The organism is Spirochaetota bacterium, assembly GCA_038043445.1.
Classification (GTDB): domain Bacteria; phylum Spirochaetota; class Brachyspiria; order Brachyspirales; family JACRPF01; genus JBBTBY01.
The window spans coordinates 1-13,684 of sequence record JBBTBY010000025.1 but is presented as its reverse complement, the minus strand read 5'-3'; the positions used below and the strand labels follow the sequence as shown (position 1 = coordinate 13,684).

Annotated in this window: 8 protein-coding genes; all 8 read right to left on the bottom strand. The window is 55.1% G+C overall.

Going from position 1 to position 13,684, the window contains the following annotated elements:
* Positions 1-2,450, bottom strand: a 2,450-nt coding sequence (locus AABZ39_03680) for a hypothetical protein (GenBank protein ID MEK6793849.1), incomplete at its 3' end; no start/stop codon positions are given.
* A gap of 59 nt (positions 2,451-2,509) precedes the next feature.
* Positions 2,510-6,337 (bottom strand): hypothetical protein, encoded by a 3,828-nt coding sequence (locus AABZ39_03675; protein ID MEK6793848.1) that lies wholly within the window; start codon positions 6,335-6,337, stop codon positions 2,510-2,512.
* A gap of 545 nt (positions 6,338-6,882) precedes the next feature.
* Positions 6,883-7,197 carry an STAS domain-containing protein gene (locus tag AABZ39_03670; GenBank protein ID MEK6793847.1) on the bottom strand — a complete coding sequence of 105 codons (315 nt, stop codon included), beginning with the start codon at positions 7,195-7,197 and terminating at the stop codon, positions 6,883-6,885.
* Positions 7,198-7,241: 44 nt separating this feature from the next.
* Positions 7,242-7,571: an STAS domain-containing protein gene (locus AABZ39_03665; GenBank protein ID MEK6793846.1), complete on the bottom strand. Its 330-nt coding sequence runs from the start codon at positions 7,569-7,571 to the stop codon at positions 7,242-7,244.
* Between the two features lie 107 nt (positions 7,572-7,678).
* Positions 7,679-10,462 carry a transporter substrate-binding domain-containing protein gene (locus AABZ39_03660; GenBank protein MEK6793845.1) on the bottom strand — a complete coding sequence of 928 codons (2,784 nt, stop codon included), beginning with the start codon at positions 10,460-10,462 and terminating at the stop codon, positions 7,679-7,681.
* Between the two features lie 12 nt (positions 10,463-10,474).
* Positions 10,475-10,957 carry a hypothetical protein gene (locus AABZ39_03655; protein ID MEK6793844.1) on the bottom strand — a complete coding sequence of 161 codons (483 nt, stop codon included), beginning with the start codon at positions 10,955-10,957 and terminating at the stop codon, positions 10,475-10,477.
* The gene (locus AABZ39_03650; GenBank protein ID MEK6793843.1) at positions 10,936-12,834 is read right to left on the bottom strand and encodes a hypothetical protein; all 1,899 of its coding nucleotides are present in this window, start codon (positions 12,832-12,834) and stop codon (positions 10,936-10,938) included. Before AABZ39_03650 ends, AABZ39_03655 begins: the two co-directional genes overlap by 22 nt.
* On the bottom strand, positions 12,831-13,684 hold an 854-nt coding region (locus AABZ39_03645; protein ID MEK6793842.1), incomplete at its 5' end, for a SpoIIE family protein phosphatase. The genes AABZ39_03645 and AABZ39_03650, both read right to left, overlap by 4 nt.

Sequence of the window (13,684 nt, the reverse complement as noted above, 5' to 3'; positions counted from 1 at the left end):
GAAACGATGCAATGGTGGGCGTTCGATATATTCAGCCCCGTGCCGTTCTGAGTCGGCAATATTGCATTCGACCCCCCGCCGGACAGCACAAAGTTACTGAACGCAAGTCCGCTCAGATCTCCCACGTACACTGCACGATTGTTCCTGGCCGCCCCGCCGCAATCAAGTACCGTATTTCCCGCGATAGAAGTGAACGCAGCATCATACCCGCCGCAGATGTGCAGATTATTCTTGTTCGTTATGAACAAACCGTTCGTAACAGCAAGCGCGTTCAACCCGAATGCGCGCGTAAGGTTCGTCGCGAGGACGCGTATCTCATCCCCGGCGTTCGCTTCATCCACGGCCGATTGCAGCGAATCATAGATGCCGCCGGTATTCGTGTTCGTTGCGATGACAATGATCGGCCGTACGGCGTTACGCGATGCGATCGCCGCGTCATGCCATGTAGAATTCGAATTGAGTATATCGATTCGGTCGTTCGATATTATCTGCTTACCGCTCTCGATATAGAGGTACTTCAGCGTGTTCGTCCAGAACTTATTGCCGATGATAGTATGGTTCGATACGTCCGGGTCCAGCTGCTCGAATAGAGCAAAGGGATTAGCACCGCCGCCATAGAAGGTGCAGTTCGAAACGATCATCGCTCCCGCTTTTGCAGTGACATTGGACATATGAATGACCGCGTTCGTCCATGCAGCCGCATTGTTCGTGAAAAAGCAGTCGGAAAATACGCTGTTCGAGCTGGTGTCGATGAAGACAGCGGAGCCCACGGTGGATGTATTGCTCACCATCGAGGCAGCTACATACGTATTTGTCGCATAAAAAAGATAGAGCCCGCCGCCGGAACTGGCATAATTGCTGGAGAACGACCCGTTCACCCATACGTCTTTTGTTTGGAGCAGGGCGACCCCGCCCCCGAGATAGCCGCTGTTGTTGTTTATTGAAGAAGTGATCGTATTGCTGATACCCTGGATGACGGCGACCCCGCCCCCGAGCGTACCGGCGCTGTTCCCTACCGATGCGTTCACTGTCACGTTCGTAGACGATATCAAATAGATGCCGCCCCCGGCGTTCACGGCATAATTGCTGGACACGACCCCGCTGAGAATATTATTCCTGCCTACGATATCGCATACCCCGCCGCCGGCATCGTACGCGCGATTGTTCGACACCGATGCATTGACGATCGTATTCGAACAGCCGTAAATATTTATCCCGCCGCCGATCGCTGCCGTGTTATTCACGGCAAGACTGTTGACGGAGCAGTTGATGCTGATCCACGTGATGATCCCGCCGCCGGAATTGGACGCAAAATTGTTCGACAAGCTCCCGGAGAGACGGACATTGTCGCCGGCAATAACGCAGACACCGCCGCCGCTGTTCGATGCGACATTGCCTGAAAATATCCCGTCCACAACGGTGTTCGTGCAATTGTTGAACACACCCCCGCCGCCGAATACGGCATAGTTGTTGCTCACGATGATGTTCGTAAATACAGCCTGCCCAACGCTCATGGCGTACACACCCGCGCCATCGAGCATCGGCGTACCGATATTCTTGCCGCCACCGCGTATAACGAAACCATCGAACGTCAGATTAGTGAGGTTCTCGATGAACACGATACGGTTTGAGATCGCCGATGCGTTGAGCCCATCGAGCGCCGTATATCCCGTCTGCGTTGTGAATGCCGCATCATATCCGCCAATGACCCGCAGATTGTTCTTGTTCGTGATGAACACACCGTTGGTGACGGCGAGCGAATTCAATCCGAGCGTGCGCGTAAGGTTCGTTGCGAGCACACGTATCTCATCACCGGCATTCGCCGCATCGACAGCCGATTGGAACGACCCGAACTGCAACCCGGAATTGATATTTTTTGCGATAAAAGACTGCGGCATGACGATATTGTTCGATCGATAGAGCGCATCGTTCGTCGTGTTCGCCGTATTGATATTACCCCACTGTGCGGTCGTGATCGCGCCGGTCGGATCGCCGTAGAGATACGACATTGTGTTCGTCCAGAACGCATTGGAAATGATGGTCTGATTCGTGATGTCCTTCACATGCTCATATATCGCATAATGCGTCGTACCGCCATTCCCGTAGAACACGCAGTTGGAGACCGCGAAGGGATTGTTCGTCACGGTAACGTTGGTCAGATAGATGGTGGCGTTCGTAGCTGACGACACATTGTTGGAGAAAACACACCCCTGCATGACATTGTTCGACCCGCCGAGTATGCCTATGCCGCCGCCGTGGTTCGCCGCAGCATTATCCCGTATCACCGCATTCACCACGGTGTTCGTTGCATTGTACAGCATGACGCCCGCACCCTGATCGGCGTTCTGATTGTTCATGATCACGCCGCGTATCGTATTGCTCATGCCCGCATTCACGGTCACCCCGGAACCGAACGTCGCTGCGTAATTGTAGGCACAGGTGGCGTTCACGGTATTATCCCGGCTGCGGACCAGATAGACACCGCCGGCGAACGATGCCGCGGTATTGCTTACGAATGACCCATCAATGGTGCTGTTCGATGACGATGCAAGACATACCCCCCCCCCCCCACCGGCGAGGAATTACTCACGAAGATGCCGTCAATACGAATGTGCGCTGAGTCTTGAACGTATACCCCGCCACCTGTCGCGAACGATGCATTGCTCGCGAACGTCCCGCGCATCGTATTGCTCATGCCGTTCAGATCATACAACGCACCGCCGGTATTGAGGGCATAATTCTTCATGAACACTGCATCGAGGGCAACGTTCGTACAGTTCACAAAACCCGCCCCGCCGCCGTTCGTCGAATAATTGTTGCTGAAAATGAAATTGGAGATGAGCACCTTCGTCGATGCCATCACGACAATACCGGTGCCATCCTGTATAGCGCTCGCCGCATTCGTACCCCCGCCGCGCAGGACAAATCCGTCAAGGGTAAGATTCGTGAGCGATGAGACGAATACAAGACGGTTAAAGAACGATGCCCCCCCGCCGTCGATCACGGTCTTGCCCGTCTGCGAAGCGAACGGCGCGTCGTAACCGCCCTTTATCGTGAGATTATTCTTGTTCGTGATGAACAAGGCGTTCGTTTTAGCCAGCGCATTGAGATGCCCCGCGGCACGTGTGAGGTTGGTGGCGAGAACGCGGATCTCGTGTCCTGCCGCCGCGTTCGTGATCGCATCCTGAAGATTATTGAACGCCAGTCCGGTAGTCGCATTGGACGCGATGACCGGTGATGCACCGCCTGCCGGCTGCGTAATGAAATTCGTGGTGGCTGTCGCCCAATTCGGACCGTATATATTCGATGCCAGACAGCGGTAATAACAGGTCGTCAGCGGAGCAAGTCCATATACATTTGTTGCGAACCCGCCCGAAGACAGCGAACCCATATCGATGACATTGCTCCAGTTCGCTATCGCCGTTCCACCGTCATTCGTACCCCAATACATCCACACCCGTGTTGCCTGACCGCTGTCATATTCGAGCATACCGGTGAGAGCCGCGGACGAGTCGGATACATTGGTCGCCCCCGATGCATTGTTGACAAGCGGGAACGGGCAGGTGAACGTTTTCATCTCAAGGAAATCGTTGTGGAGCGGGCCCGCCCCGCCGGAAGCCTTTGCATTGCAGATTATATGAATGAAATTCGTTCCATTCTCAGAAACGGCATAGTCGGCCGCCGGCCCCACATTCGTTGAGACCTCGGTGTTTATCGTAAGAATGCGCCCGCCCTTCACCCACTGTGATGTGGAACTCTTCCAGATACACACATCACCCGGCATTTCAAAACACCAGCCCTTCCAGTGAACGTAGATGTTCGTAATGTGGCTCAATGTCTCGTTCAATTTAATGACATGCCGGAAACCGCCGTAATTAGCCGTATCACCGATCGACACATCGGCAAACACGTCCTCCATATTATCAAGGTTCGTACTGATATCGAACGGTATCTCACCGGCGAATGGCCCGAGCGTTGCCGGCGGATGCGTCGCCCCGAACGATGTGCCGTTGGTGTATGTCCATATGCGTATCGTATCGTTCGTCGGAAATTCATAGAGATTCGATTCACCGGGGACCGCTGCATTCAAATTCGTACAGTAGGCAACGCTTATCGGGCCTGCGGTATAGATCGCTTTTACCCCGAGAACGATGATGCCCAAAGGGTACATCGATGTGTCTATTGGGATGCTCCAATTCACATCCGGTGTATGCACATTCCACGGCCCGCCGTTCACGCTGTACCAGAATCCTGCTATCGATGCCGCACTGTGGTTCGACCCTTGGAACGAGGCAACACCGCTCACTTCAGTCAGCGGCGCCGGGTTCGTAATAACAATGAAAGGCGTATCGCCTATAACCCCGGGCATGACAATATTATCAATTACCGAGGACGCATCATGCCTTGCACTCGCTGCGTTCAAAAGCGCTATCTGATCGTTCGAAATGATGCTGGCAGGATCGCCATAGAGATATCGCATCGCATTCGTCCAGAACACATTTGAAACAATGGTCTGATTCACTATGTCATCCACCGATTCGAGAACGGCATACGCATTCACCCCGCCGCCGTGGAAAACATTGCTCGATACGATGAACGGGGCGACCGCTGTCGTCGGCCCGTTGAAGTGAATGGTCGCATTCGTTATCGTGCTGATATTGTTCGAGAAAAAGCAGCTCTTGATGACCGTATTGCTTGAACTGTAGGAAAAGATCCCGCCGCCGACGGTAGCGCTCTGGTTCTCGGAAATATTCCCGCTCACCGAAACATTGGTGCACACCCACAAGCCGATGCCGCCGCCGCCTTCGGTCGCACTATTGCCTCGAACGGCATTATACTTGACTGAAGAATATATCAGGTCGCCGTCGCTCCCCCAGAAGAACAACCCGCCGCCGGCATCGTACGCCGAATTGCTCACGACCGCCGCGTATAGCGTGTTCGACTTCCCCTGCACCATCACACCGCCGCCGGCATAATCAGAATTGTTCGACACGATATTCCCAGAGAGTATGCCATTGGTGATGCGATTGAACATAACACCGCCGCCGTATCGAGCCGCATAATTGTGCATCGCCGTTACATGCACGACCGCATTCGAGCTCGCACGCAGGCTCATACCGCCGCCGTTCGACGATATGCAATTGCTGATGATGAGATTGGTAAAGACAACACGATGCGAATCATATGCAGCGAGCCCCGTACCGTCCAGCACGGGCGTCACGACGCTGTTGGTGCCTCCGCCGCGTATGACGAATGCATCAAGGGTCAGCCCTGATGCATTCGAAAGATACAGAAGCCGGTTATAGGTCGATGCCCCGCCGCCATCAAGCGTCGTATATCCTGTCTGTACAGAGAACGCAGGACCATATCCGCCGATGATCCTCAGATCATTTTTATCCATTACCGAAATACCGTTCGTTTCCGGGAACGCGTTCAGCCCCGACATGCGCGTGAGATTCGTGCCGCGCACACGTATCTCGCTTCCGTCGGCAGCGGCATCGATGGCCGCCTGCAATGACGTATAGGCGCTGCCGCCGACATTCGACGCAACGAAGAACAGCGTGGTAAAGCTCGATGTATTCGTCGACCACGCGACACCATGGGCGTTCGATGACCATGCCCGGTAATAATATTTCTGCCATTCGGACAGACCATACAGATTTGTTGCAATGCCGCCCATCGCATTCGAGCCGTACCATCCAAGGTCGAGCGCGTTCTGCCAATTTGCAGCGGTCGTTCCGCCGTCGTTCGTTCCCCAGTAAAGAACAATGCGCACATTCGTATCACCGGAATGCTCGTATGTACCGTTGAGCGTCGCGTAATTCGAACCGACGTTCGTCGCGCCCGTCGTGTTCTCGACATCCGGCGTCAGTTCATAGAACGTGGCGACCTCGAAATAATCGCTGGCGAGATAATCCGTCCCGCCCCCCTGATTCCTTCCCAGCATGCATGCATTGATGAAATTACTGCCGTTCGTCCGCTCATAATGCGCGTAATTCCTGTTCGTGATGGCGGTTTGGACCACGGTATTCACGTCGATGGTCACTGTTCCGATAGACTGCCACCCCGCGTTCGAATAGACATACACGCCTTGTCCGGTCCCGCCGATGGACAGGCCTTTCCACCGGATGTATACGTTCGTGATGCGGTTCAACCCCTCATTTATTTTCACCCTGAAACGGAACGTGGATGCAGTTGCATTCGCCGACAGAATGATATTCGTTATGCCATCCTCGGCGTCATGCTCATTCGCCGCATTCACATCCGCAAGTGTTTCGCCGGTGATGGCGGGAAATGTCGGCGGCGGGTTCGCTACACCGGCAGTTTGCGTGTACACCCAGATCAGTCGATTGCTGTTAGTCGGGAAGATATATCGATTCGAATTCCCGGATACGGACAGCCCACACACAACAAAAACGAAGAATATTGCGGTCGTCAGCGAACTTTTTTTTCGCAGCATACGAAAGCCGCGATATTGCATAGATCGATATGCCATGATCGCATTCGCTCCGCGTTGAAGGACACCCCAGAGCAAAGAACCGACTTTTAAGTGACTTCTACCACCGACCAAGCATTCCCCCGCTCAATAGTTTTGCACGACTTTCGGATAAACTGGCCCGCCGGACAACTTCAGAGCACAAAAAACCTGCGGTGCCATCGCGGCATCACAGGCTATGCACTATGCTCACTCATTTCTTAATCTATTATCGGAATTTCCTCCCTGAAAACGCTTACATGACAGCATATCTTTCATTATAGTATAACGCGTGGGAACGAAAATAGTGCAGCAAAAAAATGGATAAATTCAGACGAATTTTACGCGAAAAAGCCTTGAATTCACGCATTTTTCCGCGGTTACCGTTATACGCTGAGGAAGATCGGCTATGTAATCGAAAACACCTTCAATAACCCGCCCAGCCTGAGCACTTCCTTCACATTTTCCGGCACCGCCTGTAAAGACACCGTTGCGCCTATCCTGCAGAAGCTCGTTCGAAGCGAATACACAAGCCCTACGCCGGAAGAGTCGAACGACTTCACCTGTGCCAGGTCTATAACGACGTTCTTCGGCTTTTTCCCAATGATCGCTTCTTTCATCTTGGAAACACTATCGCTCTGCTGCGCCACATCGTCAAATACGACATCGCCTTCGAAGATGATCGCCGCCGAATCACCCGTGAGATCATAGTGAACGTTCATTGCACTCCTCCTGCCACTTCGTGGTCATCGCTGCAGCATCTCGGTCAACACACATCGGCCCGTTTCGGGAATATGGTGAAGAATTTATCGAATCCTCCGAGATGGAAAACTTTCAGCACCTGGTCGGACGGACCGCACAGTGAGAATTTCGCCCCCCGTGTGCTCATCATCTTCTTCGCCCGTATGAAGGCGCCGAGCCCGCTCGAATCGACATAGGTCAGATGCGTGAGATCGATCGACAGATGCTTGATGCCCGCATTCGCCGCACAATAATCATCGATACGCTTATGCGTGTCGACAAAATTCTCAAGGCTCAATTCGCCGTTGAGCACCACGAAATCGACCCCCCGCTCCTTCAGGAATAGGATCTCCATGCTGTACCTCGCAAGCAAGACAATGTTGTGAATAGCATTCCGACGCCTGGTCAGACACAGTATAATCGGCAATGGACACAGTGTCAAATGCCGCATGCACCGCGACCCTACTGGGAATCCATGAGCCGACGCACCCGTTCAAGGCTGAGCAGCGATTTCTTGAACGTCGTATCCGCCCGATACGATTCCTCCCAATAGCGTATCGCTTCGTTGTAATTCCGTATCCGGAAATAGAACTGCCCTTTCAGATAGAGGTTCTCGGCACGCTCGCGCCCCGGGCCTTCAGCCTCCTGCGCAGCGATGCGGCCGCCGCCGCCCGCTATCTGGTTCTCTATCCGGTTGGCGGCCAGGAGCGACTTATAATCCTCGGGGCGATAGCGGAGCACGGAGCGATAGAGCGCAAGCGCCTCGGCAAGCTTCCCGTTCGCCGCAGCATCGGCAGCGCTTTTCACTGTCGCCGCATAATTGAACGATGCGGGCTCTTTCTCACGGGGGAGCGTTATCTCCTCGGGTGCGGACCTCTTGAGCGCGGCATCAAGGCCGGGATAGTCCGGGCGTATCTTCTTGATGAACGTGAGCTTTGCGTGCGCCTCGGGCATGCGTCCGAGCTCGATGAGCTTTTTCGCGTCCGCCGCATAATCGTCGAGTATGGTCTTCATGCGCGAAGGATCGGTCTTATAGAGACAGATGATAAGTTTTTCACGAGCCGCCTCCGCGTTCGGGAACAGCAGGAGCACCTCCTCCACGATGGTGCGCCCGGCATCGTATTTGCGTGCCGCTATCGCTTCATCAGCGGCGGCCATCCGCTGAATGAAGTAGCGGTAATACGGCGATGCCGGACCGACGGTCGTCTCGCCCTGAATGCGGAGTATATCGGTGATGATGCGGTAATATTTCTGCGCCTGCTGATTGTCGGGGAATATCTCCAGTGCGAGAGAGATGTTCTCAAGGGCCGTCGAATATTCACGGCGCGTATACGCCATGATCGCCCGCTCGAAGAACACCTCGAATTTCTTCATACGGTCGTCGTGGGTGCGTACATGGTCCTCCTCGAGCATACGCTTGACGCGCGCGACATACTCGACGCTCTTCTCCGGATTATAGTTCAGCTTGCGGGCGCTTTCGAACGGGGACAGTGATTCCTGATATTTTTTCTGCTTGTACAGGCTCTCGCCGAGCTCGAAGAAACGTTTCCCCTCCGCCAGCTCGACCGCTCGTTCGCTCAGGTTTGTGGCAACGACCGGCATCGACGCATCGACCACGGCATGCATCTCCACCGATGGGCGGCCGGTATTCGTGTTCGTCGCAAGGAAGTACACGTTCCCGAAATTGTCCGGGGCATTATCCCGCAGTGCTACCGGCGTGGGCTCACCGGGCTGCGTACGCTTCTTTTTCTGCACGCGAAGCACATTGAGGTTCTCGCTCTCCTCAAGGGAACCGGGGTCGAGCTCGAACATGCGCTCCTGTATGCGTATCGCACGATCGATATCATTATCCAATATCGCATCTTCACGCTCCGTTTTCAGCTTGAAGATATAGTCGGAGAACGTGTTCGGAAAATCGCGCTTGAAGCGTTTCGCGAAATACGCCGACGGCCGCCCGTCGAGATGATCATCGATCGCCGAAAGCGTGTTCGTGCCGACCGTGTCACGTTTGATCTGCTCGAACCGTATATCATCGTATTTTTTCCGTTCGTCGGGGGCATTCTCCGTGAGCATGAGCACGACACGCTGCCCCGCTATCGCCTTGTCGATATTATCCGTCGAAAGCTCGCGGCTCACGTTCGTTCTCACCCGCACCAGATAGGGATCGTATATCTCCGGTTCGCGCTCCCTGAAATTGGTCACGAAATACCGTGTCGGCTGCGTATCGAAATATTCATCCACGCGTTCGAACGCTGCATTGGTGTCCTTTTTCAGTTTCCTCAGCCAATTCAGATAGATTATGTCGTAAAGCTTCCTGTTCTTTTCAGAGAATATCCTGGATGCGATAGCCGTGCGGAGTATGACCACAGACTGATCATAACGCTCCTGATAGCTCATATCGACGGCCTTCGAAAAATGGTCATACGTGCCGATGGATGCGACGTTCTGATACTCGCGGTAGCCGATATGCAGATGTTCGCTCCAGATACGTTCAAGCATACCGGTCGTCCGCATCACATTGAGAAAATCCGCTATTTCATTTGAGATCGCTGTCGCATCCGCCGCGCACCCCCATCCGGCAGGGCGCTGCATCGTGTACGGCGAAAGCAGGTCCATATCGATACTGAATCCCTTATCGCGCGATGCGTGAAAGAGCGCCTCAGGGAACCCGGTGATGATATAGTCGATGCTGCCGATGCTGAGCGCCTTCACCTGACCCTTCACGGAAAGTACGACGGGCAGCGCCGGGAAATTCGAGACATCACGGCTGATATTCGACACCAGGGCGCTCACACCGCTCCTTTCAACGACCGTTGTCCGCATATTCGTCAGGTCCGTGATGTCCTCGAATTGTACCGTGTTCCGGTACAGACACACCGCGCTCGTATGATGGAACGGGACGACCGCGAACGGCACATTCGAAGAGAGCGTAATGCTGTCGGCAATAATATCCACGGCGTCGAGCATGCGCGGGTACCGTCCGTCACGGAGATCGAAATAGTCGTCATACCGCACCGTCCGGAACACCGGGGCGACCCCGAGGCGACGGGCGAACGCATTCGCCAATTGATAGTGCAGTCCCTCGGCGGCACCCGACAGGTTCGTTACGTTATAGAACGCCGGCTCTTCGCGCACCGCGAATCGGATGACACCCGACTTCTTTATCTCTTCGAGCGAACGCGGGAAACATTCGGCAGCGGCAAGCACCGCGGCACAGGTAACGATCATTGACCGAATGTGGACCATGCCCTCTCCGCCTTACTCTCGTATCTCACGGGTGCCGAACAGCGACGATGTCGCCGCGACGAGCGTATCCCCGCGGTATCGATACGTGACCGAATCAAGCACCGTATCCCGGTAGTACATGGTCTTCCCCTTTATCTGACGCTTTTTCGCCAACGGATGATACGTGAGCACGATGACGAATTTCGACTGCCGCGCCTCGATACGCGTTTCATGCCGCGCGGGGTATTCCGTTACGATATACCGGGCATCCTCCATGCGTGTGACCGTATCCGCCGGACGCGGGATGAGATGGAAGAAACGCGAGTCGAACTGCTCGATGAACTGCCCTTCAGAATAGCCGCGCATGCTCAAGCGCGTCATGGTCTCCCGCACAAGTGCGCTCTCGAACGGATGCACAAGGAGCGTCCGATAATAGCGCACGTTCTCCGCAGCAGCGAGCATGCTGGAGTACAGGCACGCCGCTGCTATCGCGGTCACAATCTCCCGGCGACCCATAACGCTGCCCCCAGTCCCATGATGATGAACAGAAATACGCCGACGGCGATGAGCGCATCATGCCGGAAAAAGATATCCTGCTCGGCACGCCGTATCACCTGCCCTATCAGATGCGTTTCGATCCGCTCGGGCGCAATGATCGCCATGCGGTCAAGATAGTACCGGGCAAGGAAGTAGTCGCGCTTCTTAAGCGCCTTCTCGACAAGCGCAAGGAAATCGGCTATCTGCGCATCGATATATCCTTCCTCTGTCATCGCCGAGGGACCGCTTCTTTTTAGAACGGCCCATGTTCGTACCGCACGGGTATTCGTCTCGGGCGCACGGATAACGGCCGCCGTGTTCGTGATCGGTTCAGCGATGCGCGGGATAGTGATCGACGCGGACAGCGGACGCGGGGCGGTCATCTGCGTGAGCACGGTCGCGGTCATGCGCGCCGAAGCGGCCGTTGCGATCCGGAACGGTATATGCACCGTATCGCTCGCATTACCGAGGGAATCGATGGCACGCAGGTGGAAATAATAGTTCCCGTTCGTCCCGTTCACGGAGGAGAAGAAGCGCTCGTTCGCGGACAGGTTCATGAACGCGGGTACGGCATCTCGTTCAGCGGAGACCGCATAGGCATAGCCTTCGATGCCGGCCGGGTCATCCGGCGGTTCCCAGGAAAAATCGGCGGCGATCTTCCTGTCGGGATGCACGCGCTCAACGGCTTTTATCGGCGGTAGAAGGACCGAAGTGTCCGCACCGCTCCAGAAGAGATAACCGCCCGCGAGAAAGAAAAGATAGCGCTCGGCGCCCCACACGGCAGCGAACGATTGTATCGCCACCGACTCATCGGTCGCGCGCCGATTGGTCGAGATGTACGAGAAATACCCGGGCTCATGTATCCGCGACAGATCGATCACGCGGTGATCTATCTCCGCACGCTCCCCCGAACGGGACAGGTAGAACAGCTCGAGCCTGCCGTCCCGCGCAGAGAACACCGGGTTCACGGCATGCCGGAACTTCGTGCTCAGATCGTATTCAATGGCAAGATCGAGCGGCAGAAGCTTCAGCATATAATACGATTCCCGCTTGCGCGACAGGATGAAATAGTGCTCATTATCATGGACGAAGTAACGCGGGGAATGATCGTTCATGCCGACGGGCACAATGGCAAGCGGACGCTCGCTGTCAAGCGTACGCACATCCTTCGTCTTGAGGAGCACCGCAGTATCGTTCAGCTGATGCGCCTTCTCATCATAGCGCCGCACCAGGTACGCGACGAAATAGGCATCGTCAGCCGTTACGATGTTCGGAAAAAAAACGCCCTTATAGTCCGCCGAAACGGGGGGCATCGGGACAACACCGCTCTCAGCGCCGGTGTCCTTGTCGTACGATATCATCTGCGCGGTATGGATACCGGACGTCACCTCCGCCAGCACGAGGATGATGTCCTTCTGCAGCAGGAAGAAATCCGCATTGAAGTTGTTCGGATGTTTTCGTGTCAAGACGAGTTCGACCTTCTTCTCGTCCAGACGATAGAGCGAGAACGCGCCTGCCGCGTACACGAGGGCGTACAGGCGCTGCCCATCCGTACGTATGACGGGTACGCACAGCCGCTCAACGGCAGCGATGGTCCGCACATCCCGCAGAGCGCCATTCGCAAAGCCGGCGAATTGCAATCGACCGCCGTCGAGGAAAAAGAGATAGGGCCTCTTGTTCAGTTCCATCGCCGCAAGGAACGAAGGATCGGCAACTTTTTTGGGGCTTCCGGAATACAGCACCGGCTTTTCATATTCCCAGCCGGAAAGGCGGAACAGGGATTCTCCGAACGCGCGGTCCGCAGCTGAAAGAACGACGGCGACGCACCATGCCGCCGCGTACGCGAAGCGTATCATGCGCGGACCCGGAACACGACCATGGTGATATCATCATGCTGCTCGGCCGTGCCGGAGAACTCCGCGATGTCCGCGGCAAAAATACGGCACGTCTCGACCGATGAAGCTTTGCGATTGGCAAGGAACACCGACTTCAGACGCTCAGCCCCGTATTCTTCCTTCTTCACGTTATACGCTTCATTGACACCGTCGGTGAACAGCACTATCGCATCGTTGCGGCCGAGCGTTACGTTCCCCGATGTGTATTCAGAATCATCGCTGATGCCCACCGGCACCTGCATGTCCTCGATCAATTCGAACGCCCCGGCGGTATCGCGATAGATATAGAGCTGTCCATGGCCGGCGGATACGAAGTTCAGTGTTCTCGTGGGCATATCATAGAAGCAGATCATCATGGTCGCAAAGCGTTCATACTTGAGCATTTCGGACGCTATTATCTTATTCACTTCGGTCAACACCGCACCGGTATCATATCGATAGCGCTCCGCGTTCGCGAGCGCATTGCGCATCATCGTCGCTATCATGAACGTCACGAGCGCAGCAGGCACGCCCTTGCCGGACACGTCCGCGACAAGGAAACACACCTTCTGCCCATCGAGGGGACGATAGAAATGATAGTCTCCCCCGATGGTCCGGGCAGGCTTGGTGAACGACGCGACATCGTACACCGGCGTCGAGATCGGCGCATCGGGAAAAAGCGATCGCTGTATATCCGCCGCGATACGCATCTGCTCATCTTCCTTTTCCTGCTTGACAAGAACGGCCTGCGCTTCGCGTATGCGCGCGGTCATATCGTTGAACGCCATTGCCAGGTATCCGAGCTCATCGTTGCGCTTGAGGTCTATCACAT